We start from the raw sequence: 23,400 nt of genomic DNA, 5'->3' as shown, positions 1-23,400 counted from the left end.
TTTCGACGGACCATGCAGTTCTTCACTCACGATGGCTTCGATCTGGCGTTTCTCGACCGCGCCCCGGATTCCGGCCATGGCGATCCGGTGCTGCTGATCCACGGCTTTGCCTCCAGCCACTATGTCAATTGGGTTTCTCCCGGCTGGTTCAAGACGTTGAACGATGCAGGCTATCGGGTGATTGCGCTCGACAATCGCGGCCACGGCGCCTCCACCAAAAGCTATGAAGGCACCGATTATACGCCGGGCAAGATGGCCTCGGATGCGGCGGCACTTCTCGATCATCTCGGCATTGGCCGCGCACATGTCATGGGCTATTCCATGGGCGCGCGCGTCTCGGCTTTCATGGCGCTGTCCGATCCCGACAAGGTGGCAACTCTCGTACTGGGTGGCCTTGGCATCGGCCTGGTCGACGGCGTGGGCGATTGGGACCCGATTGCCGACGCATTGCTGGCGCCTGATCCGGCGTCGATCGCGCATGCGCGCGGACGGACTTTCCGCGCCTTCGCCGACCAGACGCGCAGCGACAGGCGCGCGCTTGCCGCCTGCATCATTGGTTCGCGTGACGAACTGCCGGAAGACGACGTGGCGCGTATCGCCCAGCCGACTCTGATCGGCGTTGGCACCAAAGACGACATCGCCGGATCGGCCGAAGAACTGGCCGCCTTGATGCCGAGCGCCACCGCATTCCCCATCGAAGGCCGCGATCATATGCTGTCTGTCGGCGACAAGACCTTCAAGGCGCGTGTGCTGGAGTTCTACGCCGAGCACCCGCTATAGGCTTTTCTCCTTCCCTTCGCGGGGAGTCGTCAACTGTTCCAGCGATCGCTGCATGTTGTCTCGCGCCCGGCGTTCGTAGCGCTCGCGAAACGGCTGCGTGTGGAAGATATGCGGACGGGCAAGAAAAGTCTTCAACACGGTGGCGCGGCCGATCCCCCATGCCGGTTCATCCACCCAACCATATTCGCGGCGCACCGCCTGTTCATAGGCGTCATAGATGGCCGGCGCCGCGCCAAGGATCGAAAGGTCCATGTCGAGCAGCAGCGCGGCATCGCTTTTCGTGCCGGCATCGGTGAGTTCGGGAACGATATGCGTCGCGGTTGCCTCGATCATCGCGGCAATGCGCTCGAACCGTGCTACTGTCGTTTTCCCGGCGAGGCGCGTTCTCGCCAGTTCGGCGCTTTTGGCCTCATTGTCCTTGGCGCGGCTGTCGTAGATCGCGTCATGGAACCAGATCGCCGCTTCCAACGCCTCGGGATCAGAGACGGCGGAACGATATTCGCGCGCCAGTTCCAGCAGCGCCTCGATATGAGCAAGACCGTGATAATGCCGGTCCTTGGCGCGATATAACGCGCGAAGCTCATTTTTCAGGGCCGTGTCGATCAAGCCTTCATTTTCCATAGCGGGTTGAATCTCGGGTATTCATGGCCATTTGACGAAGCACTAAGGAAAATTGAATTCACCCATGCTACCATCTGGCTTATAGGTGCGACCCGATGACAATCAAGCCGACAGGCGGAGGCCGTTGATGAACAGCATCACCGTTGCGCGCCATGGTGCTGTGCAGCCCGTTGACCCGATCTGGCGCTCGGTTCGCGAGGAGGCGCTCGATGCGGTCAGTCGTGATCCGCTGCTAGCTGCCTTTCTCTATTCGACCATCATCAACCAGGAAAGCCTGGAAGAAGCGGTGATCCATCGGCTTGCCGAAAGGCTCGCGCATCAGGACATCGGCGCCGATCTTTTGCGCCAGACATTCAAGGCGATGCTGGCGGACGAGCCGTCCTGGTCGGACACGATGCGGGTGGATATCCAGGCCTATTACGACCGCGATCCGGCTTGCGACCGCTTCATCATGCCAGTGCTCTATTTCAAGGGCTTTCACGCCATCCAGACGCACCGTCTGGCGCATTGGTTGTGGAACAATGACCGGCAGGATTTCGCGCTCTACCTGCAAAGCCGTTCTTCGTCGATCTTCCAGACCGACATCAATCCGGCAGCGCGCATCGGCAAGGGCGTCTTCCTCGACCATGCTACCGGGCTCGTCGTCGGGCAGACGGCCGTGATCGAGGATGACGTATCTATCCTGCATGGCGTCACGCTTGGCGGCACCGGCAAGGCCGGCGGCGACCGCCATCCCAAGATCAGGCGCGGCGTATTGATCGGCGCCGGCGCCAAGATCCTCGGCAATATCGAGGTCGGTCATTGCTCGAAGATCGCCGCCGGTTCGGTGGTGCTTTCGGCGGTTCCGCACAACAAGACCGTTGCCGGGGTTCCGGCGCGCGTGGTCGGCGAGAGCGGCTGCGAACAGCCTTCGCGGCAGATGGACCAACTGCTGCCATCGCAGGCGATGGATCAGGTCGTCTCCTTCGACATCTGAACAACCGGCCGCAAGACCGGCTTTACAGGTCAGTCTTTCGCATGCCAGAAGCAGCGAACCGAGCGACTGCTTCATGGCATTCGTTTTTATCGTACTTGGAGAAGACCTTTGAAGCCTGACGAAATCAGAAAGCTCGATGCCTTTTTCAAACGCGTGTTCCAGAACCCGCGGCTTGAGGTCAAGGCACGGCCGCGCAAGGACGATTCAGCGGAAGTCTATGTCGGCGACGAGTTCCTCGGCATCGTTTTCAAGGACGAGGACGACGGCGACTACAATTTCTCGATGGCCATCCTCGACGTGGACCTCGATTAAGAGCCAGGCTCATCCGGCCGGCGTGCGCGGTTCCGCGCCGGTCCTGACAATGCGCCGCATTTCGGCGGCAAGCGCCGCATCCAGCGCCTTCCAGTCGCCGAGGAGTTCCAGCGGGAAGCGGTAGGTCAGGCTGAGGCCGTCGCCCACCAGAACATCGCGCTCGCACGGTGCGAGCGAATCTTCGGCCTCGAGCTCGGCAAGGCAGCGCGCGACGAACGGCTCTTCACCAGGCCTTTCCGCCACCGCAAGTCTCTCGTTCAGATAGCCCGTTTTTTCGGCAAAGTCGTAGAAGGTGATGCCGGCTGGCCCCGGCGTGCCCGGCTTTTCGATCAGCTTGCTGTAGATGGGCGCGAAGCGGCCGCTCATGTCGTGTGACATCGCCTGCTCGGCGAAGCTCAGGAACAGGATGGTTTTGCGCGCGCCATTGGCGTGGTTGAAGGCGTCACTGGCGATCTCGCTGTAACCGTCCATCTGTGGATAGCGCAGATAGAGGTCGAGGCGTTGGGCAATGCCGTCGCGACGCGCCTGGGCGAAGCGGATGGTGTTGGAGGGCACGGCAATGACATTGTTGCCGATAACGATCTCGCGCTGCGTCGTGTCGGTGGTGTTGCCGGCCATGGCGACCCGGTGACCAACCCATTTGCCGCCGAGCGCGATCGCGACCGATAGCAATGCCAGAACGGCGAAACAGATGAACACTTTTACCATCAACCGCGAATCGACGACCCTGAAGTCGGGCTCGCTGGCGGTTTGGGTATCGTACATGGCGGTTTCCCGGCTCAAAAAGGCGGTCTGTCGCCGCCTCTGGACTTTGCTGCGTCATGGTAAATGAACGGTAAATCGGCGATCTGCATGGGCGTTGCGCCGCTGGCGATGAGTCCTTTAGAGTCGTCGCGATATTCAACGAGAGATCGGAACAGTCATGCCCATCTACGCCATCGGCGGCAGGAGACCACGCTTCGAGGATGAAGCCAGCAACTGGATTGCGCCTGACGCGGTGCTGATCGGCGATATCGACATCGGCCGCAACGCCGGCTTCTGGTTCGGCGTCGTCATTCGCGGCGACAACGACCCGATCGTCATCGGCGCCGACACCAATGTGCAGGAGCATGTCGTCATGCACACCGATGTCGGTTTTCCGCTGACTGTCGGCACCGGTTGCACGATCGGTCATCGTGCGATGCTGCATGGCTGCACCATCGGCGACAACAGTTTGGTCGGCATGGGCGCGATTGTCCTGAACGGAGCCCGGATCGGCAGGAACTGTCTTGTCGGGGCAGGGGCGCTCGTGACCGAAGGCAAGGAGTTCCCCGACAATTCCCTGATCGTCGGTTCACCGGCGCGTGTGGTGCGTACATTGGACGAGGCGTCGGTTGCCGCGCTGCGCGCCTCGGCGGCGCACTATGTCGCCAACGGCCAGCGCTTCAGGGCCGGCCTGGAAAAGCTCTGACGCGCGTTTGCCGATGTCGGAAAATGGCGGAGCCGACCCTGGGGAAGAGCCGGCTCCTGGAACCCGGTCGTGGGGACGGGGGGGACTCGACCGGGTTTTCTGTTTTGATAAGTGTCGGAGATTGTCCCTCAGCGAACGCTGGCGACCGCCTCGGCGCGTCCGTCGCTGATGCTCACCCACACGCCTGAATTGGTCGTCGATTGGCGCTTGAGGTAAGTGTAGGGCGTGTCGTTCCACGCCCGCACCTTGGGTTCCAGATTGTCGAGAATGAAATCGCCCATGCTGGTACGAACCGTCAGCACCGCATGGCCTTCGCCATTCGGCTGGCGGGCAACCGTCATCAGAAGGTCGCCGGCGGGCACGCCGGCCCGCATCAGTTCGCGGCGCTTTTCCAGCGCGTAATCCTCGCAATCGCCCAGGCCGTTGGCCGGATAGGACCAGACTTCTTCCTTGCCCCAGATTTCTATATCCGTATGTGGGGCAACGCTTGTGTTGACCGCGTTATTGACGTCGATGATCTTTGCCCACAGTTTACGGGTCAGTTCGATCGGTGCCCGCTTCGATGTCTTCTGGCTGCATTCCTGCGGCTGCTGGCGGCAGAATTCGTAATGGCCGACCGGCTGTGTCGTGCGGCTTCCCGTGGGCATGAAGGATGCGCCGGCATTGGCTGCCCCGAAGCCACCGAACTGCATCGCTATTGCCAGAAGCAACAGCTTTCCCCATCTCCGGATCATTATGTCGTCTCCCCGTTTGAGACGACAATGACACGGCGGGATTTATTTGACGCAAAGCTGCGCTGTAGAGTTTAAATAAAACTTGGAATAGATTTTAAACCAGACGAATTATGGAATTTTGAACAGTTTTTAAATGAATCTATAACGCAACTTAATCGATGTTTACTTATTGCCGGAATGCATGCGCAAGGTCTCGCATTCGTGCCGGTGCCGGCCACGACGAGACAATCGATAAGGTGATCAGTTGTGCGGCTTGTTGAATTCATCCAGCGTGTCGGGACGCTGGACGGCAGCGAATTCGATCGCCACGCCATCTTCGAAATGGCGCACCACCTGGCCGCGCATCGTGCCGAGCATCACCTGCACGCCGATGGCGGGCTTGACCGCGGTTTCGATGGCCGCACCCGACAGCGACAGGTCGACGATGCGGCACTGGTATTGCCGCCCATCCATCAGGTGGAGGACACTCAGCGGGTTGCGTGGCGCGACGCGCTCATGGCGGCGATCCTCGGGCAGGTCGAGTTCGTGCTTGTTGGCGAGCCAGGTCAATTGCGCCGCGAGTTTGTCGCGCTTGCGCTCCGACGCAATGACTGTGATGGCGAATCCATCCTGCAGGACCCGCGTGATGACGCCTTCGATGCGGCCGATATGATCGATATAGGCAATCACCTTTTCACCGGGATCGCCGCTGCGATCCGTGCGCAGGGACGCACTGCCCGGTGACATGTCGATCACCTGGCAAGGATGCTCGGTGCGGTCTTCCAACATGAAACGGCCATAAATCTTCACCCGAACGCGCGAAAAATTGCGCCGTTCGGTCCGTAACGGCGCATGATTGACCGCCGTTGATCCCATAGCCGCTCACACCCCGTTGGTCGTTCCCGGCCCTGCCGGGGAAACATGTGAGCAAGTTACGTCAAGAAAGATTAACAACCGGGAAACGACACGTCGGTGACGGTCTATTCCTCACGGCCGCCGTCAAGCACGAGAAGGTGGCGAATACGACGCGCGCGCCCATAATCCTCTATGGCCTGCGGCGCGCCGGGTTCACTCGGGTCCAGCGCGGGCACGGCGATCTCGACGCGCGCTGCCGTTTTCTCGTTCGGATCGACCGTGCGCACGGCGTCGATCACCGCGTCGACGATCGGGTCGCTGCCCAGCCAGAACGGCCGGTCCGCTGTCGAGGCCACGCCGAGGCAGCGCGGATGCGAAGTGCCGCCGTCGAGCGGCAGCACCAGCAACTCGAAATTGGCCGAACGCCCGGCCAGGCTGATGCCTTCAAAGGACACCAATACAAGGGATTTCCGGTCGAAAACTTCTTGCACCAGTCGCGCAACCACGCGCCGGTCCCGCTCGCGCCAAAGAGAGGGAAAGGAGAAGCCTTTCAGCTCGCGCCCATACGAGGCACACAGGCGCGTGCCCGCCAGTCGGAACACCGCTTCGCCGCGCGTGTCCTTTTCGAGAATGAACGTATCGGCAAGCAGTGCTCTGATATCGGCCGGTTCGATTTCGTTGCGCCTGGGTGCCGGTCGTCCGTCGCGCAGCCGATTCCAGTATTGGAACAGTGCGATCGATCCATTCAGTCTCATGCTCATTCCGTTTCGTACCCCGGCGCTCCAGTGTCCCATAGAGGAACAGAAGGGTGCGCCCTGATCATCTACATGCAGGTCGGAGCAGGATGCGTGCCAGCTTCGTTAACGCCTTGTTCACCGTTCGGGGCCGTTAAGGTTAACAGATGGTTTACATTGTCGGGCGCGCGCGCCTGTGGGATATTGAAAACACTTCGATTTTGGCTGTTCGCCACCCTGCGGCGGACTTCCAGTCAAGTTTTCGGGGAGAGTGGGGACTCGACCAGAGCCGTCCGGGGAAACCCTGGGCGGCTTCTTTGTATCATTCAGGTGCGAATCGGCAGGGCTGTGGCGAAGGTGCTTTGTGAATCGCCCGGTGGGGCCTTACATGCGGCTGAAACACGGGATGAAAAGCCATGAACGAACCTGCAGGCCCGTTTATCGATGAGCAGGAGCCATATTCCACGCCGCCGCGCCGGCGCGAGCCGATGTTCAATATGCCCGCCGTCGTGCTGGCGATTATCGGCTTGTGCGTCGGCGTGCATGTGCTGCGCACCTATCTGTTGACGCCGGGCCAGGATCTTGAGCTTCTGATTGCCACAGCCTTCATCCCGGTTCGTTACTCTGGCCAGTATATTCTTGATTTCTGGTCATTTTCCAGCCCATTTACCTACACCTTCCTGCATGGCGGCATTGCCCATCTTGCCGTTAACATGATCTGGCTTGCTGCGTTCGGGTCGCCGCTCGCCAATCGCTTCGGCGCGCTTCGCTTTGCTTTGTTTTATGCTGTCACGGGCGTGGCAGCGGCGGGGCTGTTCTGGGCCATACATCCGCTCTCACAATCGCCGCTGGTCGGCGCTTCCGGTTCGATCTCGGGTATGATGGGAGCAGCCGCGCGCTTTGCTTTCCACATCGACCGCTCGTCCGGCAGGCCGGCCTTCGCCGGTGCGCCGATCCCGATGTCCCTGACCTTTCGCTCACGCACCGTCGTTGCCTTTCTGGCGGTGTGGATGGTCATCAATCTGGTCACCGGCGTGATCGGTTTCGCGCCGGGCAACGATGCGCAGATCGCTTGGGAAGCGCATATCGGCGGCTTCCTGATCGGCTTCTTCTGCCTGCGGTTCTTTGACCGTGGGTCAAGCATTTCCAGCAAAAGTGTGTAGCGGTTTCGCGTTCGGAAATGCGTCACAACAACAGAGCATTTCCAGCAAAAGTGTGTAGCAGTTTTGCGTCCGGAAATGCGTCAAACGACCGGACAGTGCCAAAGTCCAATAGAGAAATTTGAATCCGCTTGCTTTGTTCTGCGCGGATCGTTTGTCGCGCTGGTGCGTTTTGAGGAGTTGAGCCGCTCTTGAAAACGGCTCCGGTGCGGCGCACGATATCGTTACCAGAGCGAACGCCGGGAGGGCGGTCTGACAGCACAGAGGAGGACGCCATGACTGTTAAGGCCATACTCGACAGCAAAGGCCATGACGTACTGACGCTTGGGCCGAACGAAAAATTGTCCGTTGCGATTCGCATCCTGGCCGAGAATCGCGTCGGCGCGCTGGTCATCACCAATGAGGACCGGAAGATCGTCGGCATCCTCTCCGAGCGCGATATCGTGCGCGTCATCGACCGGGAAGGCGCGGGCGCGCTGGATCGCTCCGTGCGCACCGCCATGACGCCGAAGGTCAATATCTGCAACGAGAACCATACGGTCAACGAGTTGATGGAGATCATGACGGCAGGCCGTTTCCGTCATCTGCCGGTGGAAAAGGACGGGATGCTTTACGGCATCATCTCCATTGGCGATGTGGTCAAGAGACGCATTCAGGACGCCGAGCGCGAGGCCGAGGAGATCAAGGCCTATATCGCGACGGCCTGACGGGCCATATCAGGCTTTGAGCCCATAGATTGGGCGTGACCGGGTGGGAAACTGCCCGGCAGTTCCAAGGCAAGGATGTCGCAGAAGCGGACGTTCATTCGCGCGCCTCGCGTCCGAGAACGACGTGCGTCGCGAGGTCTGTGGCCGTGGATTCCATCACGCGGTAGCCGAGAGCAGGGAAATCCAGGCCCTCGAACATCGCCTCGCCTCGTCCGAGTAGCACAGGCGAAAGCGCAAAGTGCAGTTCATCGATCAGGCCGGCCTGCAGGTATTGGCGAACGGTCGATACGCCACCTCCGATCTTGACGTCGCGTGCTCCCGCGGCGTCGCGGGCGCGGTCGAGCGCGGCCTGGATTCCGTCCGTGACGAAGTGGAACGTGGTGCCGCCCTCCATCACGATCGGCTCGCGGGCATGGTGCGTCAGGACGAACGTCGGAGCGTGATAGGGCGGATTGTCTCCCCACCAGCCCTTCCAACTGTCGTCCGGCCACTCCCCACGCACAGGGCCGAACATGTTCCGGCCCAAGATGAAGGCACCGAAACCGTCCATCGAGCGGTGGGCAAAGGTCTCGTCCACGCCCTCCGAGCCGCCGCCCTCGCCGAACATGGCCTTGAACGTCTTGGTTCCGAAGAACCAACTGTGGAGTTCCTTTCCGCGCTTTCCCAGAGGATCCTGAAGACTCTGTTCCGGGCCTGCTCCGAACCCATCCAGGGACACCGAAAACCCTGCGACTCTGACACGTCCCATCCTAGCCTCCTCGACTGCTTACAACATGCTGCCTTGCAGAACTAATGTCTGCAATCAGGAAAACCAGTGCCGCATTGAGCGGCGAACTTGCGGTCGTTTACCGGCGGGCGGCTTCATAGCGAAAGGCCGGCGCGCTTGCCTATCGGGCCGCTTTGCACTAGCGAAAGACGATCAAGCCGTTCGGGGCATTGCCATCGAGCGGGTGTTGTTATCTTCGCTGTTTGCAGGCCGCCATGACCATCATCGATACCCGCACGCCCGAAGCCAAGCGCCTCGTTCCCGGCGCCACAGGCGATTGGGAAATCATCATCGGGCTGGAAGTACATGCCCAGGTGACGTCGCAATCCAAGCTGTTTTCCGGCGCTTCGACCGCCTTTGGCGCCGCTCCCAACGCCAACGTGTCGCTGGTCGATGCGGCGATGCCCGGCATGCTGCCCGTCATCAATGAGGAATGCGTCAAGCAGGCGATCCGCACCGGGCTTGGATTGAAGGCCGAGATCAATTTGAAATCGGTCTTCGACCGAAAGAACTATTTCTATCCCGACCTGCCGCAGGGCTATCAGATTTCGCAATTCAAGCAGCCGATCGTCGGCGAGGGTACGGTGATCGTTTCGGTCGGTCCGGACAAGAAGGGTGAATACGAGGATATCGAGATCGGCATCGAGCGGCTGCATCTGGAACAGGATGCCGGCAAGTCGATGCATGACCAGCACCCGACCATGTCCTATGTCGATCTGAACCGCTCGGGCGTGGCGCTGATGGAGATCGTTTCCAAGCCGGATATGCGCTCGGCCGACGAGGCCAAGGCCTATCTCACCAAACTGCGCACCATCGTGCGCTATCTCGGCACCTGTGACGGCAATATGGATGAAGGCTCCATGCGCGCCGACGTCAATGTTTCGGTGCGCAAGCCGGGCAGCGAATTCGGCACGCGCTGCGAGATCAAGAACGTCAATTCCATCCGCTTTGTCGGCCAGGCCATCGAGGCCGAGGCACGTCGCCAGATCGCCATTCTGGAGGACGGCGGCCAGATCGATCAGGAAACGCGGCTGTTCGACCCGGTGAAGGGCGAGACGCGTTCGATGCGCTCCAAGGAAGAAGCACACGACTACCGTTATTTCCCCGACCCCGATCTTTTGCCGCTGGAGTTCGACCAGGCTTATGTCGATGAACTGGCGAAGGACTTGCCGGAACTTCCCGACGACAAGCGGACGCGGCTGATCGAGAAACTCGGCCTGTCGGCCTATGATGCCTCGATCCTCGTTTCCGAAAAGGCCATTGCCGATTATTTCGAGAAGGTCGCGAGTGGGCGCGACGGCAAACTCGCGGCCAACTGGGTCATCAACGATCTATTGGGGGCGTTGAACAAATCCGCCAAAACCATTGAAGAGACTCCGGTTTCGCCCGACCAACTCGGCGCGGTGGTTGACCTTATCAGGGAAGGAACGATTTCGGGAAAGATCGCCAAGGATCTGTTCGAGATCGTCTGGAACGAAGGCGGCGATCCGAAGGAAATCGTCGAGGCGCGCGGCATGAAGCAGGTCACCGACACCGGCGCTATCGAAAAGGCGGTGGACGAGGTGATTGCTGCCAACCCGGACAAGGTGGGGCAGGCCAGGGCGAAGCCGACAATGGCGGGCTGGTTCGTCGGGCAGGTGATGAAGGCGACCGGCGGCAAGGCCAACCCGCAAGCCGTGAACGATCTGGTCAAGACCAAGCTCGGGCTCGAATAGCCGCAGGCGGCAGCCTATTTCGCATCGTGAAAGATGATGCCGACGGTATGACGCTGGCCGGAGCGTATGCGGCTGACGCCGTGCCGCAGGTTGACGCGGTAATTGCCTTTCGTGCCTTTGACCGGCCGGTTATGCACGGCGAAGATCACGGCGTCGCCCTGGCTGAACGGCACCACCTCGACGCGGCTTTGCATGCGCGGGCGCTGTTCGGTCAGCACGAATTCGCCGCCTGAAAAATCCTCGCCCGGCCGGGAAAGCAGGATGGCCACCTGCAAGGGAAAGGCGAGGTCGCCGTAAAGGTCCTGGTGCAGGCAGTTGAAATCGCCGGCTATGTAGCGCAGCAGAAGCGGCGTCGGCTTCACCTGGCCGGCATCGTGGCAGAGCTTGAGGAACGTTTCATGCGAGCCCGGATAGCGGGCGGTAATGCCCATGCGCTCGTTCCATGCGTTCGCGACGGGTGCCAGCCTTGGATAGAGCGCGGTGCGCAAGTCGTCCAACAGCGACGGCAGCGGATAGCTGAAATAGCGATATTCGCCCTTGCCGAAGCCGTGCCGCGCCATCACGACGTGGCTGCGGAAATGCTGCGGGGTGTCGTAAAGCCCGGCAATTCGGTCGCAATCGTCTGCGGTAAGAAGATTTTGGAGCATCGCGCAGCCATGGCTGTCCAGGTCGGTGGCCAGCAGCGGCCAGTCATAGCGGCTGATCCGCTCATCGGCCTGGGCGAGGGGAATGGTGTCGGCTTGGGTGTCCATGCTGCCTCCGTAGATCTGAAGGAGAAATCTAGGAAGGTTGAGGTCGGCGGCCCACCCGTTTCCTGCTTTCAACTTCGCGGCAGTTCGGGGAGTTCAGGCGAAGGCTGACGGTAAAACCCTTGCCATTGCAGCCATCGGACGCCATAAGCAGGCAAAGCCATTCGCGCCGCGGGTATAGCGATGAAGACGTTGATCGTACAGTTTTTCACCTGGTGGAACAGCCAGACCTGGGGCACGCGCTTCCACACCTGGCGGCACGGCAAGAAGGTCGGCGAGGACGCCGCCGGCAACGTCTATTACGAGGGCGGAATCAACTCCGACGGCCAGACGCGGCGCTGGGTGATCTATAACGGCTATTCCGAGGCTTCTGCCATTCCGCCCGGCTGGCACGGCTGGATGCATCATCGTGTAGACGTGGCGCCTTCGGACGAAAACTATGCGCCGCGCGAATGGCAGAAGCCGCATAAGCCAAATTTGACCGGCACACCCGCCGCCTACCGACCGAAGGGTTCGGTGCTGGGCAACCAGCATCGCCCGCAGGTGACCGGGGATTATGACGCCTGGACGCCGGGTGCCTGAGGCGCTGCTGCCGGGTCTTTTATCGCCACAATTGCCGTTTAGCTGGTTGGCACGCCTAGCGTGCTTTAGCTTGGGCGATCGCGAATCAACCGAGACGCACGACCGGTAGCCGCATGACACGTTTCAGCCATAGCACGATCCTCGCGGCGGCCGCTTTTGCTGCGGCTTTCATATTCCCGACGGTGCTTCTTGCGCAGGATGTACAGGGGCAAGACCCGACGTGGAATGTGCAGGACTGGGATTCTCTGCCGGACGATCAGGGCACCCCACCACCAGAGACCCCGCCGGCACAAACGCAGCCGCCGGCGGCGAGTCAGGACGAGCAACAGAATCAGGACGTGATTACCGAGAAGCCGGCGCCCGAACCCAAGGTCGAGCGTGTTTCCAACCCGGTTGCCGAATTTACCGGGCTCGACAAGATCACCGGCCGTATCATCACCTTCGATGCCTATATCAACGAGACGGTGCAGTTCGGCGCCTTACAGGTGACGCCGCGCGTCTGCTATTCGCGGCCCGAAGCTGAGGTCGCCAAAACCGACTCCTTCGTCGAGGTCGATGAGATCACTCTCGATCGCAAGATCCGCCGTATCTTCACCGGCTGGATGTTTGCGCAGAGTCCCGGCCTCAATGCCGTCGAGCATCCCGTCTATGACGTATGGCTGAAGGACTGCAAGCAGAAGTCCAAGGTGCCGCCGCCGACGTCGGCCAAGGCATCCGACGATGCGGCGCCGGCCACCACAACGGTGAATGACGACGCATCCAAGGCCAATTGAGACGATTGCCGCTTACGGGTAGAAGCGCGCTTCGCCTTTCAGTGCCTCTGCCAGCATGATTTCATATTTCGCGCGCGGCACATCTAGCGCGCCGAAGTGTTTCAGATGCTCGGTGGTGAACTGGGTATCGAGAAGCGCGAAGCCGCGTTCTTTCAATCTCTCGACAAGATGCACCAGGCAGATCTTGGAGGCGTCGGTCTTTTTCGAAAACATGCTTTCGCCGAAGAAAACGCGGCCCAGCGTCACGCCATAAAGTCCGCCGACGAGTTGATCGCCTTGCCATGCCTCGACCGAATGGCAGTGGCCCAGTCGATAAAGCCGTATATAGGCCTCGCGGATCGGCGCGTTGATCCAGGTCGAAGCGCGTTCGGTGCGCTTTTCGGCACAACCGTCGATGGTCGCTTCGAAATCGAAGTCGAAACGGATGTCGAACAGGCCCTTGCGCAGCGTCTTGGCAAGGCTCTTCGGCACATGGAAGCCGTCGAGCGGGATGATACCGCGCTTTTCCGGCCGGACCCAGAAGACTTCCGGGTCGGCCGCGCTTTCAGCCATCGGGAATACGCCCGTGGCGTAGGCCTTGAGCAACAGGTCGGTCGGGATGCTGTAACCCGGCGCAAACGGGCGGGTCATGGATTTCGCCTCAGTGCGTTGCGGCTTCCGCGGCCAGATATTTCTCCAACCAGTGGATATCATAGTCGCCATTGGCGATGTCGGGATTGCCGACAAGATCGCGGAACAGCGGCAGCGTGGTGTTGATGCCGTCCACGACGAACTCGTCCAGCGCCCGGCGCAGCCGCATCATGCATTCGACACGGTTGCGGCCATGCACGATCAGCTTGCCGATCAGGCTGTCATAGTAAGGCGGGATCCTGTAGCCGGAATAGACACCCGAATCGACGCGGATGCCGAGCCCGCCCGGCGTGTGGAAATGGGTGATCGTGCCGGGAGAGGGAACGAAGGTGCGCGCATCCTCGGCATTGATTCGGCATTCGATGGCATGGCCGTTGAACTTGATGTCGTCCTGGGTGACGGACAGGCCACCGCCGGAGGCGACGCGGATCTGCTCATGCACGAGATCGATGCCGGTGATCGCTTCCGTCACCGGGTGCTCGACCTGCAGACGCGTGTTCATCTCGATGAAGTAGAATTCGCCGTTCTCATAAAGGAACTCGACCGTTCCAGCGCCCGAATAGCCTAGATCGGCAACCGCATTGGCGCAGATACCGCCGATGCGCGCGCGCGCCTCCGTGTTCAGGGCCGGCGAATTGGCCTCCTCCCAAACCTTCTGGTGCCGGCGCTGCAGGGAGCAGTCGCGCTCGCCGAAATGCACGCCCTTGCCGGCACCGTCGCCGAACACCTGCAATTCGATGTGACGCGGCTTTTCCAGATATTTCTCGATATAGACGGCGTCGTCACCGAAGGCGGCGCCGGCTTCGGAGCGCGCCGTCGCCAGCGCCACTTCCAAATCGTCTTCCGAATGCGCCACCTTCATGCCGCGGCCGCCGCCACCGGCGGATGCCTTGATGATGACGGGATAGCCGATTTCGGCGGCGACGCGCTTGGCTTCCTTCTCATCGGTGACCGCGCCTTCCGAACCCGGAACGACCGGAATACCGAGGCGCTTTGCCGTGCGCTTGGCCTCGATCTTGTCGCCCATGACACGGATATGATCGCCGGATGGGCCGATGAAGGTGATGTTATGGGCAGCGAGGATATCGGCGAACTTGGCGTTTTCCGACAGGAAGCCGTAGCCGGGGTGCACGGCATCCGCGCCGGTGATTTCACAGGCCGCGACGATCTGATGGATGTTCAGATAGCTGTCGCGCGAAGGCGGCGGGCCGATGCACACGCTTTCGTCGGCAAGGCGCACATGCATGGCGTCGGCGTCGGCGGTCGAATGCACCACGACTGTCTGAATGCCGAGTTCCTTGCAGGCGCGCAGCACCCTCAGTGCGATTTCGCCCCGATTGGCGATAAGGATTTTCTGAAACATCCCGCTTCGGCCTATTCGATCACGACGAGCGGCATGCCGAATTCGACCGGCTGCGCGTCTTCGACGAGAACGGCCTTGACCGTGCCCGAGCGCGGCGAGGGAATCTGGTTCATCGTCTTCATCGCTTCGATAATAAGCAGGGTCTGACCTTCCTTGACCTGCTGGCCGATTTCGATGAAGGCCTTGGCGTCGGGCGAGGGAGCCAGATAAGCGGTGCCGACCATCGGCGACGGCACGGCGTTCTTCGATTGCTCGGCCGCGGGCGCTGGCGCCACTGCGGCCACCGGTTGCGGTGCCGCCACCGGGGCAGGCATTGGCTGCGGCGCGGCGACGGCGTGAACCGCCGGCGCATGACGCGACACGCGCAGCTTGAGGTCGCCCAGTTCAACCTCGATCTCGGTCAGATTGGTGTCGTTCAATATGCCCGCAAGATCGCGGATCAATTGCTGGTCAACACCAGAATTTTTCGTGCTCATTATACTTCCTTCTTTTCTCCGTCCGCTGCGAAGCGGGCGGCAAGCGCTTGCAGCGCAAGCCGGTAGCCAAGCGGGCCGAAGCCGCAGATCATGCCGACAGCGTGCGGAGCGACCTTGGAAACATGACGGAAAGGTTCCCGCGCATGAATGTTGGAAAGATGCACCTCGACGACCGGCAGGGGGGCTGCTGCCCGGATCGCGTCGTGGATGGCAATTGATGTGTGCGTATAGGCGGCGGCATTGAGCACGATCCCGCTGGCGCCCTCCGCCGCCTCCTGGATCCATCCTACCAGTTCGCCTTCATGGTTGGATTGTCGGAAATCTATCGTCAGCCCAAGCGAGGCGCCAGCCTTGCGGCAATCTTCGGCAATATCCTCAAGCGTGGCGACGCCATAGATGGAGGGCTCGCGCCTGCCGAGCATATTGAGGTTGGGACCGTTGAGGACGAAAACCGTTGACAAAACACAAACCTTTTCCGCGCTCCAAGCCATAGAATCCGGCCGAGGCGCAGGTTCTCTATAGCGGGCATAGGCCGCTGCGAAAAGAGCGCAAGACCATTCCCGCCTCTGTCCACAGCGAGAGGCGCAAAAAGCGAACGTCCGCTTTACTGCGACGCCTTGACGCTGGCGATCTTCTCGGCCAGAACCTGTTCGCCGAGCGCGCCGAACACCACTTCGTTGCCGATCACATAAGACGGCGTGCCGGTGATCATCAGCTTGTTGGCAAGATCATAGGTCTTGGAAATGGCTTCGGGGATTGAAGGGTCCTTCATCTTTTCCCGCAGGTCCTTTTCATCGGCCCCGAGCGACAGCGCCACCTTGATGGCCGTGGCTTCCGTCGCGCGGCCCTGGCCGCCAAGCAGCGCCTTGTGGAACTCGCCGTATTTTTCAGGATGCATCATGTGGAAGGCCATGGAAACCACGCTGGCCTTCTGCGAGTCGGGGCTCAGGATCGGGAATTCCTTCAGCACGAAGCGCAGATCGGGGTCGGCCTTGGTCAGCGCCTGCATGTCCTCCATGGCGCGTTTGCAGAAACCGCAATTGTAATCGTAGAACTCGACAATGGTAGTTTTGCCGTTCGGGTTGCCAACAATGCCGTCGAAGGTCGAGTTGAATATCTCCGCCTTGTTTTCCTCGATGACGCCTTCGCTGGCCAGGCGTTGCTCTTCGCGCTGCTTGGTCTCCAAAGCGTCCTGCACCTCCAGCAGCAATTCCGGGTTCTTCAGCAGATAATCGCGAATAATGCCTTCGACCTCCTTGCGGTCGATCTTGGTGCCTGTCGCGCTTTGGGTCGTTGCTGCGCCGTCGGCATTGGCGATCCGCACCGTGCCCGCCACGAAACCGGGCGTGAGCATGGCAAGGGCGGCTCCGGTTGCGAGCAAGTTTGCCTTCTTCATGGTCCTGTCCTTTTGACTGCCGGTCAGTTCTGCCGGTATCTCATTCATTCTCGCCCGATTTGTCGGGTGTTGATGATGTCCTGCGCGCGCACCCATCCCGGTGTGCCGCGTTTCATTCTTTGTTGCGCCCGCATGGCGAAAATCTTCGCGTCCTTGTAGGCGCCGGCATAATAGTGGCCCTCGGCCGTGGCCAGTTCCGCATCGGCCACATCGCCCAGTTCGCCATAGGCTTGGGCCAGATAGCGGTAACCGGCGACATTCTCGCGGTCGCGCCGCAAGCCCTTGGAAATCTGGGCAATCGCCTTCTTGACGTAACTGGGCGTGCCAACGGCGAGCAAGGCCTGCCCGTAGGACACCGGCAGCAGGCCCGAGCCGGCCGGGTCGAGATTGACCGCCTTGGCATAAGCACCGGCTGCGTCCTTCGGCCTGTTGACCTTCATCAAAATGTCACCGCGCAACTCCCGGAAATACGGGTTCTTGGGCTGTGTCTTGATGAGGCTTTCCGTCTTCGTCAGCGCGGAACGGGGATCGCCGTAGAGATAGGCCATCAGCGCGGAGCTGTATTTCAACGCCAGAGGATCGAGTTGTTTGCGCGTCAGGCGGGAGACCGCGCCCTGACCATCGGTGAAGGCGGCAATCTTGACGCGCATCATGTCGTGGCGCTGTTGCAGGGAAGCCGAATCGGTCTTGTTGTAATATGGGCTCTTTTTCACGAGCGCCTGGAGATTGGAGATGCGCTCGCGCGGCATCGGGTGGCTGATGCGGTATGGGTCGATCTGGGCGCCGGAGAGGGAGAGGGCGCTCTGGAAGCGCTCGAACGTATCCAGCATGCCCTTGCCGGATTGACCGGTGGCGTTGAGATAGATGATTGCCGAGCGGTCGGCGGTCATTTCCTCGCCGCGCTGGTAGTGCATGAGGCTGCGTTGCGCCAACTCGCCGCCGCCTGTCGCCAGCCCCATGCCGGCCCCGGCCAGGCCACGGCTGTGACTGGCGGCTCCGGCGGCAATCGCGCCTGCACCAAGCAACGTGGCCACGATCGCCATGGTTTTGGAGCGCTCCAACTGGTCGCGCAGTTTCTGCTGATGCCCACCGGCAATATGCCCGCACTCATGCGCGATCACGCCGATGATCTCGTTCGGTGTCTCTGCCTGCATCAGCGCGCCGGTGTTGATGAACAGGCGCCGCCCGGCGACGAAGGCGTTGAAGCTCGGATCGTTGACCAGCACGATACGGATGCCGGCGTTGGAAAGGCCAGCAGCCTTGAAAATCGGCTTCGCATAGTCGCGTACCAGTGCCTCGATTTCGGCGTCGCGCACAATTGGCACATTTCGCGCCGCTGCCTGCAGCGCGGCGGCAAAAACCATCGCCAGGCCGAACGAGAGCGTGGCCAGCGTGCGCGCGGCCCTTCCGAATGGGGTTGCGGGTCGTGACAAGCTCAACATGATTTGTCCACTCGTAGCCGACGCCGTGCTTGATGGAAAGGCGGCCGCGAAAACTTCCTGAACTTGTGATCCTCATACCAATCAGGCATTTGTGCGGCGCAGGCCATAGCAGCACGGACAAGGATCGGTATTCCATGGTTGTTTCGCTTTCACGGCGCGGCGAGGTCGAGCCGTTTCACGCCATGGATGTTCTGGCTCAGGCGAATCGCCTGAAGGCGCAGGGCGTGCCGGTCATCTCCATGGCTGTCGGCCAACCGTCCGATCCCGCGCCTGAGCGTGTGCGCCGGGCTGCGGCCAGGGCACTGGAGCATGGCCGTGTTGGCTATACGGACGCTCTCGGCCTTGCCGAATTGCGGCGCGCGATCGCCAGCCACTATGGCGAGCATTACAATCTCGACATCGCGCCCGAGCGCATTGCGGTGACCACCGGTTCATCGGCGGCATTCAATCTTGCCTTTCTCGCCATGTTCGATGCCGGCGACCGTGTCGCCATCGCCGCGCCCGGTTATCCAGCCTATCGCAACATCATGGCGGCACTCGGCATCGAGGTGGTCGAGATCGAGCTTGGCAAGGATGCCTGGCTGCATGCCGGCCATCTGCGCGCCGCCCATGAAGAAAAGCCGCTCAAGGGCGTGCTGTTTGCCAGCCCCGCCAATCCGACCGGCGCGGTCATCCCGCCGGCTGAACTGAAGGCACTGGTCGAGACGGCCGAAAGCCTCGGCATTGCAGTGATTTCGGATGAAATCTATCATCGGCTCGCCTACGGTGCGCCCGATACGTCCGCGCTCGCCTATGGCAGCGGTGTCACGGTCATCAACTCGTTTTCCAAATATTACTGCATGACCGGATGGCGTGTTGGCTGGATGGTATTGCCACAGCCGTTGGTGCGGGCGGTGGAGCGCATCGGCCAGAGTCTCTACATCTCGGCGCCGGAGCTTTCGCAAATTGCCGCTATCGAGGCCTTTTCCGCGACGGACGAGCTGGACGTGATCAAGGCCCGTTACGCCTGGAATCGCGATCTCCTGATGAAAAGACTGCCGGAACTCGGTTTGCCGCTTGCCGCACCGGCGGATGGCGCCTTCTACGCCTTCTGCGATGTCACGCGGCACACCAATGACAGCATGGATTTCGCACGCAAAATGCTGACCGAGGCGCATGTCGCGGCGACGCCCGGCCGGGACTTCGACCCGCTGCAGGGGCATCGAACCATGCGCTTTTCCTATGCCGGCTCCCATGACGACATGAGCGAGGCTCTGGCTCGTATCGAACGCTGGCTGTCCTGAGTCGATTTTCTACGCGGGGAAACAAGCCGGTCCGTCACGGTGAGGCAAGGCTTGTCACAATCTCGCGATTGCCATGGAAGCCCGCGAAAAGAATCATATTTTCAATGCAGGTAACACAACTCGCGGAGGCAAACATGCGCGCGATGAACCTGATTACTCTCATCCTGATCATCATCGGTGGCCTGAACTGGCTGTCGATGGGCTTGGCCGGCTACGACATTCTAGGTGCCATTTTCGGCGGCTCCGGGGATGCGGTGGCCCGCATTGCCTATGTGATCATCGGGCTGTCGGCGATATGGCAACTCATGCCGTTCGTCCAAAGCTTCACCGAAACTGAAGTCTCGGCGGAACGTCATGCTCACCATTAGAGCGCCGTGCGTTCAACTGGACGCACAAAGGACGCTCTAACACTTTGATGGAGCATCGGAATAACCCGAAAACCGGATCCCATTTTTCGGCCCGATGCTCTTACCTGCAATGAAAAAGGGCGGCGGCATTTTATGCCGCCGCCCCGATTTGCATTCGTAATATAATGTTAGAAGAATCCCTTGCGCTGCCACCAACCGGCGCGTTTCGGCTTTTCTTCGGCCGGCTTGGCTTCCGGCTCTCCGACAGTGATCGAGGAGACGACCGGCTCCACGGATGCCGCTGCCGTAGGCTTGCGGCGCGTACGGCGCGGCTTCGCGGGTTCAGTTTCGGCTGCTTCCGCCTCTTTTGGCTGGACAGCCGCGCCATTCTCGGTGGCTGGCGTGGCCTCTGCCTGCTGTCCGGTTGCCGGTTCTGAACCAGTTTCGGTGCTGGCGGCCGCTTTTTTCGAGCGGGTTCGGCGCGGCTTCTTCGGCTTTTCTTCGGCCGGCTCCTCGACGGGCTGATCTTCGAGCGCCGCCACCGGTGCGGTAGCTTCCGCAACTTCAGCGACAGGCTGGCTGACTTCCGCGTCAGTATCGGTTTCGCCCGTTGCCGTTTCGCTCACGACCGCTTCGTCTTCGCCTTCGCGATGATTGCGCTTGCCGCCGCGCTTGCCACGCCGCCGCTTCTTGGTGGGGTTGGCTTCGGAGCCATCGGTATCGGCGGCGGCCGCATCCGTCGCTTCACCTTCCGGTTCGGCTTCACCTGCGGCACCCGTCTCGGCCGTATTCGCCTCTACAGTTTCCGAAACGGCGTTTCCTTCTTCATTCTGCGCGGCGGCATCGTGATCGCGGTCCTTACCGCCACGGCGCCTGCGCCGACGGCGACGCTTGCGATCTCTGCCTTCGCCATCCCTGCTTTCGCCATCCTCACTTGAGCGCGTCTGCCGTGGCTGTTCATCCGAGGCGATCACCTCGTCTTCTTCCTCTTCGACCGCGACGTCGGGCTCCTCAGGCTCGTCATAGACGGGCAGGGCGGGTGTCGCGACGAAGCCCTCAGGCTTTTCCGCCACCGCTCCACGGGCGATGACATAATATTGCGAGCCGACCGATTCGTCGGCTTCGACGGAGATTGTCAGGCCGAAGCGATTTTCCAGTTCGACCAATGTGCTGCGCTTGTGGTTGAGCACGTAGAGAGCCGTTGCCGCGGGCGTGCGCACAACGATGTGATGGTGTGAATCTTTCAGCAGGAACTCTTCGACGCCACGCACTACAGTCAGCGCCACCGAGGAATCGGAGCGCACATGACCAGTGCCGCCACAATGTGGGCATGGCTTCATGGTCGATTCCAGCACCGAGGCGCGGATGCGCTGGCGGCTCATCTCCATCAATCCAAAATGCGAGATGCGACCGACCTGGATGCGTGCCCGGTCGTTCTTCAGGCAATCCTTGAGCTTCTTTTCCACCGCCCGGTTGTTGCGGTTTTCTTCCATGTCGATGAAATCGATGACGATGAGCCCGGCCAAGTCGCGCAGCCGCAACTGGCGCGACACTTCCTCGGCCGCTTCCAGATTGGTGTGAAGCGCGGTCTCCTCGATGGAGTGTTCCTTGGTGGAGCGACCGGAATTGACGTCGATGGCAACCAGCGCCTCGGTCTGGTTAATGATGAGGTAGCCGCCGCTTTTCAGCGTCACCTGCGGTTGCAGCATGCGGTCGAGTTGCGCCTCGATGCCGCTACGCACAAGGATAGGGGTTGCCTCGCGATAGGGCTGCACCACCTTGGCGTGGCTCGGCATCAGCATGCGCATGAAATCCTTGGCCTCGCGATAGCCGTCTTCACCGGCGACCAGGATTTCGTTGATGTCCTTGTTGTAGAGGTCGCGCACGGACCGCTTGATGAGCGAACCTTCCTCATAGACGAGGGCAGGGGCGGTGGAGTGCAGCGTCAAACCACGCACATTCTCCCATAGCCGCATCAGATATTCGTAATCGCGCTTGATCTCGGCCTTGGTGCGGCTTTCGCCGGCGGTACGCAGGATGACGCCCATACCCTGCGGAACTTCAAGATCGGCGACCACTTCCTTCAGCCGTTTGCGATCCTGCACATTGGTGATCTTGCGCGAGATGCCGCCGCCGCGCGCAGTATTGGGCATCAGAACCGAATAGCGGCCGGCAAGCGACAGATAGGTGGTGAGCGCCGCCCCCTTGTTGCCGCGCTCCTCCTTGACCACCTGCACCAGAAGAATCTGGCGGCGCTTGATAACCTCCTGAATTTTGTATTGCCGACGAAGCGGCTTGCGACGGCTGCGCGCTTCGTCCAAAGCGTCCTCGGCACCGACGGATTCGACCTCGTGATGGTCGTTGCCGTTGTCGTTGGATCCATTGCCGTCGTGGCCGTTCTCGCCATTGTCGCTGGCTTGGTTTTCGTCGCTGGCCTCGAATGCGTCCTCGCCGGGCTCCTCCGATACCACATCGGCATCGGCTTTCGCGGCTATGGTCGTGTCGTGCTCGGCGTCGGGAGCCGCGTCTTGAGCATCCTCGGTCGCACCCTCGGCATGTTCCGAGGCGGCTGCGGCATCCGATTCGCCTTCGCCGGTCACTTCATCGGGGTTGGAATCGGCGTTCTGCGCTTCGACATTTGTCTCGTCGTCGCTTGTGGGCCGTGCCTTGCTGCCCCGCCGGCGCCCGCGCCTGCCACGGCCGCGCTCATGGCGCTCCTCGCCGTCATGCTCGTCATGATCGTCGTTTTCGGCCTCTTCAGCCTCGGCGCGCAGCAACGCCTGACGGTCCGCGATCGGGATCTGATAATAGTCTGGATGGATTTCGCTGAAGGCGAGAAAGCCGTGCCGGTTCCCGCCATATTCGACAAAAGCGGCCTGAAGGGATGGTTCGACCCGAGTTACGCGGGCGAGATAGATATTTCCTTTAAGTTGCTTCTTGTCCTGAGATTCAAAGTCGAATTCTTCGATACGGTTACCGCGAACGACGACAACGCGTGTTTCCTCCGGGTGGGAGGCGTCTATGAGCATTTTGTTGGGCATTATGATGTTTCCTGCCGGCAGCCGTCAGCGATGACCGGTCGGGCAAGGCCCGCCGTCCTGGGACTGTAAGGAAATGGATGCCGGATAATTGAATGTTCGCTGGTCGCCGTTCTGACACGATGACGGTGCCGCCCGCAGCCGAAACGGCGCGGTTCAATGCGGATCTTTCCATCTTTTTTGCGTCTAGAGCGATCGTCACCCAGCGAAACCTTTTGAACCAAAGCCCGGAAGCCGGGCCAGCTTGTTTGCTCTGAGCAAGAGCCGGCGCGGGGCTGTCCCTCGCCGTTTTCCTGACGCAACCATTTCCCCCGCCACGGGATCACGGCTGCGAAAATCAATATGGCCACCGGCAATGTTAACCGTCGATATGAAGAGCGACCCTCTTCTCGTCCGGCCTGCATGATGCAGGAAGCTGCGGACAAGGCGGTTCCAGCATTGCAGTGGTCCGATGTCGCTTTTATGATTTGGCGGGATCGAAGGCAACCCGTTTTCCGATGCCGGGTAAATGAAAAGGCTTGGTTAACCTTCT

General features: G+C 60.8%; 25 protein-coding genes. 11 read left to right on the top strand and 14 right to left on the bottom strand.

Features of this window, described 5'->3' with window-relative positions; translation table 11 throughout:
* The first annotated feature begins 12 nt into the window (after window positions 1-12).
* On the top strand, window positions 13-780 hold the full coding sequence (locus BFN67_RS05340; protein WP_080918604.1) for an alpha/beta fold hydrolase: 768 nt from the start codon (window positions 13-15) through the stop codon (window positions 778-780).
* Here BFN67_RS05340 and BFN67_RS05335 read toward each other — a convergent pair.
* Window positions 775-1,401, bottom strand: a complete 627-nt coding sequence (locus BFN67_RS05335) for an HD domain-containing protein (RefSeq protein ID WP_080918603.1) — start codon at window positions 1,399-1,401, stop codon at window positions 775-777. The genes BFN67_RS05340 and BFN67_RS05335 overlap by 6 nt on opposite strands.
* 127 nt (window positions 1,402-1,528) lie before the next feature.
* Between BFN67_RS05335 and cysE the strand changes: the two genes are divergently transcribed.
* Both cysE and BFN67_RS05325 read left to right on the top strand, forming a co-directional pair.
* Window positions 1,529-2,377, top strand: coding sequence for a serine O-acetyltransferase (gene cysE / locus BFN67_RS05330; protein WP_080918602.1), 849 nt, complete (start codon window positions 1,529-1,531; stop codon window positions 2,375-2,377).
* Window positions 2,378-2,485: 108 nt separating this feature from the next.
* A complete protein-coding gene (locus tag BFN67_RS05325; protein ID WP_080918601.1) occupies window positions 2,486-2,689 on the top strand; it encodes a DUF3126 family protein in 204 nt (67 codons plus the stop codon).
* A 9-nt stretch (window positions 2,690-2,698) separates the two neighbouring features.
* Here the strand turns inward: BFN67_RS05325 and BFN67_RS05320 are convergent, their stop codons facing one another.
* Window positions 2,699-3,454: a hypothetical protein gene (locus tag BFN67_RS05320; protein ID WP_080918600.1), complete on the bottom strand. Its 756-nt coding sequence runs from the start codon at window positions 3,452-3,454 to the stop codon at window positions 2,699-2,701.
* Between the two features lie 157 nt (window positions 3,455-3,611).
* On the opposite strand from BFN67_RS05320, the gene BFN67_RS05315 reads away from it, so the two are divergent.
* Window positions 3,612-4,139: a gamma carbonic anhydrase family protein gene (locus BFN67_RS05315; RefSeq protein WP_080918599.1), complete on the top strand. Its 528-nt coding sequence runs from the start codon at window positions 3,612-3,614 to the stop codon at window positions 4,137-4,139.
* 128 nt (window positions 4,140-4,267) lie between these two features.
* On the opposite strand, the gene BFN67_RS05310 is transcribed toward BFN67_RS05315, so the two are convergent.
* The 3 genes from BFN67_RS05310 to BFN67_RS05300 all read right to left on the bottom strand — a co-directional run bounded on the left by BFN67_RS05310 (window position 4,268) and on the right by BFN67_RS05300 (window position 6,462).
* Window positions 4,268-4,873: a transglutaminase-like cysteine peptidase gene (locus BFN67_RS05310; RefSeq protein WP_080918598.1), complete on the bottom strand. Its 606-nt coding sequence runs from the start codon at window positions 4,871-4,873 to the stop codon at window positions 4,268-4,270.
* 240 nt (window positions 4,874-5,113) lie between these two features.
* A complete protein-coding gene (locus tag BFN67_RS05305; RefSeq protein ID WP_080918597.1) occupies window positions 5,114-5,728 on the bottom strand; it encodes a PilZ domain-containing protein in 615 nt (204 codons plus the stop codon).
* Between the two features lie 104 nt (window positions 5,729-5,832).
* A complete protein-coding gene (locus BFN67_RS05300) occupies window positions 5,833-6,462 on the bottom strand; it encodes a PAS domain-containing protein (RefSeq protein WP_080918596.1) in 630 nt (209 codons plus the stop codon).
* A gap of 395 nt (window positions 6,463-6,857) precedes the next feature.
* On the opposite strand from BFN67_RS05300, the gene BFN67_RS05295 reads away from it, so the two are divergent.
* Window positions 6,858-7,604, top strand: a complete 747-nt coding sequence (locus tag BFN67_RS05295; RefSeq protein ID WP_080918595.1) for a rhomboid family intramembrane serine protease — start codon at window positions 6,858-6,860, stop codon at window positions 7,602-7,604.
* Window positions 7,605-7,876: 272 nt separating this feature from the next.
* Window positions 7,877-8,308, top strand: coding sequence for a CBS domain-containing protein (locus BFN67_RS05290; protein ID WP_080918594.1), 432 nt, complete (start codon window positions 7,877-7,879; stop codon window positions 8,306-8,308).
* A 94-nt stretch (window positions 8,309-8,402) separates the two neighbouring features.
* On the opposite strand, the gene BFN67_RS05285 is transcribed toward BFN67_RS05290, so the two are convergent.
* Window positions 8,403-9,056 (bottom strand): dihydrofolate reductase family protein, encoded by a 654-nt coding sequence (locus BFN67_RS05285; protein ID WP_080918593.1) that lies wholly within the window; start codon window positions 9,054-9,056, stop codon window positions 8,403-8,405.
* 233 nt (window positions 9,057-9,289) lie between these two features.
* Between BFN67_RS05285 and gatB the strand changes: the two genes are divergently transcribed.
* Window positions 9,290-10,789 (top strand): Asp-tRNA(Asn)/Glu-tRNA(Gln) amidotransferase subunit GatB, encoded by a 1,500-nt coding sequence (gene gatB / locus BFN67_RS05280; RefSeq protein WP_080918689.1) that lies wholly within the window; start codon window positions 9,290-9,292, stop codon window positions 10,787-10,789.
* Between the two features lie 14 nt (window positions 10,790-10,803).
* Here gatB and BFN67_RS05275 read toward each other — a convergent pair whose 3' ends face one another.
* Window positions 10,804-11,541, bottom strand: a complete 738-nt coding sequence (locus tag BFN67_RS05275) for a 2OG-Fe(II) oxygenase (RefSeq protein ID WP_080918592.1) — start codon at window positions 11,539-11,541, stop codon at window positions 10,804-10,806.
* Window positions 11,542-11,721: 180 nt separating this feature from the next.
* Here BFN67_RS05275 and BFN67_RS05270 point away from each other — a divergent pair, with 180 nt between their 5' ends.
* Entirely contained in the window at window positions 11,722-12,120 is a 399-nt protein-coding gene (locus BFN67_RS05270; protein ID WP_080918591.1) for an NADH:ubiquinone oxidoreductase subunit NDUFA12, read from the top strand.
* Between the two features lie 113 nt (window positions 12,121-12,233).
* Window positions 12,234-12,893 (top strand): DUF2155 domain-containing protein, encoded by a 660-nt coding sequence (locus BFN67_RS05265; protein ID WP_245295161.1) that lies wholly within the window; start codon window positions 12,234-12,236, stop codon window positions 12,891-12,893.
* 12 nt (window positions 12,894-12,905) lie between these two features.
* Here the strand turns inward: BFN67_RS05265 and aat are convergent, their stop codons facing one another.
* The 6 genes from aat to BFN67_RS05235 form a co-directional block, all read right to left on the bottom strand.
* Window positions 12,906-13,523 (bottom strand): leucyl/phenylalanyl-tRNA--protein transferase, encoded by a 618-nt coding sequence (gene aat / locus BFN67_RS05260; RefSeq protein ID WP_080918590.1) that lies wholly within the window; start codon window positions 13,521-13,523, stop codon window positions 12,906-12,908.
* Window positions 13,524-13,533: 10 nt separating this feature from the next.
* Window positions 13,534-14,886 carry an acetyl-CoA carboxylase biotin carboxylase subunit gene (gene accC, locus BFN67_RS05255; RefSeq protein ID WP_080918589.1) on the bottom strand — a complete coding sequence of 451 codons (1,353 nt, stop codon included), beginning with the start codon at window positions 14,884-14,886 and terminating at the stop codon, window positions 13,534-13,536.
* A gap of 11 nt (window positions 14,887-14,897) precedes the next feature.
* Window positions 14,898-15,362, bottom strand: coding sequence for an acetyl-CoA carboxylase biotin carboxyl carrier protein (gene accB, locus BFN67_RS05250; RefSeq protein WP_080918588.1), 465 nt, complete (start codon window positions 15,360-15,362; stop codon window positions 14,898-14,900).
* A complete protein-coding gene (gene aroQ, locus BFN67_RS05245) occupies window positions 15,362-15,823 on the bottom strand; it encodes a type II 3-dehydroquinate dehydratase (protein WP_080918687.1) in 462 nt (153 codons plus the stop codon). Before aroQ ends, accB begins: the two co-directional genes overlap by 1 nt.
* 143 nt (window positions 15,824-15,966) lie before the next feature.
* Window positions 15,967-16,758 (bottom strand): DsbA family protein, encoded by a 792-nt coding sequence (locus BFN67_RS05240; protein WP_080918686.1) that lies wholly within the window; start codon window positions 16,756-16,758, stop codon window positions 15,967-15,969.
* A gap of 44 nt (window positions 16,759-16,802) precedes the next feature.
* Entirely contained in the window at window positions 16,803-18,200 is a 1,398-nt protein-coding gene (locus tag BFN67_RS05235) for a M48 family metalloprotease (RefSeq protein WP_080918587.1), read from the bottom strand.
* Between the two features lie 134 nt (window positions 18,201-18,334).
* Between BFN67_RS05235 and BFN67_RS05230 the strand changes: the two genes are divergently transcribed.
* Both BFN67_RS05230 and BFN67_RS05225 read left to right on the top strand, forming a co-directional pair.
* Window positions 18,335-19,483, top strand: a complete 1,149-nt coding sequence (locus tag BFN67_RS05230) for a pyridoxal phosphate-dependent aminotransferase (protein ID WP_080918685.1) — start codon at window positions 18,335-18,337, stop codon at window positions 19,481-19,483.
* Between the two features lie 134 nt (window positions 19,484-19,617).
* Window positions 19,618-19,851 carry a DUF378 domain-containing protein gene (locus BFN67_RS05225; RefSeq protein ID WP_080918684.1) on the top strand — a complete coding sequence of 78 codons (234 nt, stop codon included), beginning with the start codon at window positions 19,618-19,620 and terminating at the stop codon, window positions 19,849-19,851.
* A gap of 167 nt (window positions 19,852-20,018) precedes the next feature.
* Here the strand turns inward: BFN67_RS05225 and BFN67_RS05220 are convergent, their stop codons facing one another.
* Window positions 20,019-22,871, bottom strand: a complete 2,853-nt coding sequence (locus tag BFN67_RS05220; RefSeq protein ID WP_080918586.1) for an Rne/Rng family ribonuclease — start codon at window positions 22,869-22,871, stop codon at window positions 20,019-20,021.
* Between the last annotated feature and the right edge of the window lie 529 nt (window positions 22,872-23,400).

It is taken from the genome of Manganibacter manganicus, from assembly GCF_002075885.1.
GTDB classification, from domain to species: Bacteria; Pseudomonadota; Alphaproteobacteria; order Rhizobiales; family Rhizobiaceae; genus Mesorhizobium; species Mesorhizobium manganicum.
Note: the sequence above shows the minus strand (reverse complement) of the source record. Positions and strands in the feature narration are given on the sequence as shown.

What these genes read in the sequence shown, in the direction of transcription:
- BFN67_RS05265 (WP_245295161.1), top strand. Translation starts at nt 12,234, where the DNA reads ATGACACGTTTCAGCCATAGCACGATCCTCGCGGCGGCCGCTTTTGCT.
- BFN67_RS05290 (WP_080918594.1), top strand. Translation starts at nt 7,877, where the DNA reads ATGACTGTTAAGGCCATACTCGACAGCAAAGGCCATGACGTACTGACG.
- BFN67_RS05320 (WP_080918600.1), bottom strand. Translation starts at nt 3,454, where the DNA reads ATGTACGATACCCAAACCGCCAGCGAGCCCGACTTCAGGGTCGTCGAT.
- BFN67_RS05305 (WP_080918597.1), bottom strand. Translation starts at nt 5,728, where the DNA reads ATGGGATCAACGGCGGTCAATCATGCGCCGTTACGGACCGAACGGCGC.
- BFN67_RS05285 (WP_080918593.1), bottom strand. Translation starts at nt 9,056, where the DNA reads ATGGGACGTGTCAGAGTCGCAGGGTTTTCGGTGTCCCTGGATGGGTTC.
- BFN67_RS05220 (WP_080918586.1), bottom strand. Translation starts at nt 22,871, where the DNA reads ATGCCCAACAAAATGCTCATAGACGCCTCCCACCCGGAGGAAACACGC.
- BFN67_RS05225 (WP_080918684.1), top strand. Translation starts at nt 19,618, where the DNA reads ATGCGCGCGATGAACCTGATTACTCTCATCCTGATCATCATCGGTGGC.
- gatB (WP_080918689.1), top strand. Translation starts at nt 9,290, where the DNA reads ATGACCATCATCGATACCCGCACGCCCGAAGCCAAGCGCCTCGTTCCC.
- accB (WP_080918588.1), bottom strand. Translation starts at nt 15,362, where the DNA reads ATGAGCACGAAAAATTCTGGTGTTGACCAGCAATTGATCCGCGATCTT.
- BFN67_RS05270 (WP_080918591.1), top strand. Translation starts at nt 11,722, where the DNA reads ATGAAGACGTTGATCGTACAGTTTTTCACCTGGTGGAACAGCCAGACC.
- BFN67_RS05235 (WP_080918587.1), bottom strand. Translation starts at nt 18,200, where the DNA reads ATGTTGAGCTTGTCACGACCCGCAACCCCATTCGGAAGGGCCGCGCGC.
- BFN67_RS05295 (WP_080918595.1), top strand. Translation starts at nt 6,858, where the DNA reads ATGAACGAACCTGCAGGCCCGTTTATCGATGAGCAGGAGCCATATTCC.
- aat (WP_080918590.1), bottom strand. Translation starts at nt 13,523, where the DNA reads ATGACCCGCCCGTTTGCGCCGGGTTACAGCATCCCGACCGACCTGTTG.
- BFN67_RS05300 (WP_080918596.1), bottom strand. Translation starts at nt 6,462, where the DNA reads ATGAGACTGAATGGATCGATCGCACTGTTCCAATACTGGAATCGGCTG.
- BFN67_RS05315 (WP_080918599.1), top strand. Translation starts at nt 3,612, where the DNA reads ATGCCCATCTACGCCATCGGCGGCAGGAGACCACGCTTCGAGGATGAA.
- BFN67_RS05275 (WP_080918592.1), bottom strand. Translation starts at nt 11,541, where the DNA reads ATGGACACCCAAGCCGACACCATTCCCCTCGCCCAGGCCGATGAGCGG.
- BFN67_RS05230 (WP_080918685.1), top strand. Translation starts at nt 18,335, where the DNA reads ATGGTTGTTTCGCTTTCACGGCGCGGCGAGGTCGAGCCGTTTCACGCC.
- BFN67_RS05310 (WP_080918598.1), bottom strand. Translation starts at nt 4,873, where the DNA reads ATGATCCGGAGATGGGGAAAGCTGTTGCTTCTGGCAATAGCGATGCAG.
- cysE (WP_080918602.1), top strand. Translation starts at nt 1,529, where the DNA reads ATGAACAGCATCACCGTTGCGCGCCATGGTGCTGTGCAGCCCGTTGAC.
- BFN67_RS05335 (WP_080918603.1), bottom strand. Translation starts at nt 1,401, where the DNA reads ATGGAAAATGAAGGCTTGATCGACACGGCCCTGAAAAATGAGCTTCGC.
- BFN67_RS05340 (WP_080918604.1), top strand. Translation starts at nt 13, where the DNA reads ATGCAGTTCTTCACTCACGATGGCTTCGATCTGGCGTTTCTCGACCGC.
- accC (WP_080918589.1), bottom strand. Translation starts at nt 14,886, where the DNA reads ATGTTTCAGAAAATCCTTATCGCCAATCGGGGCGAAATCGCACTGAGG.
- BFN67_RS05240 (WP_080918686.1), bottom strand. Translation starts at nt 16,758, where the DNA reads ATGAAGAAGGCAAACTTGCTCGCAACCGGAGCCGCCCTTGCCATGCTC.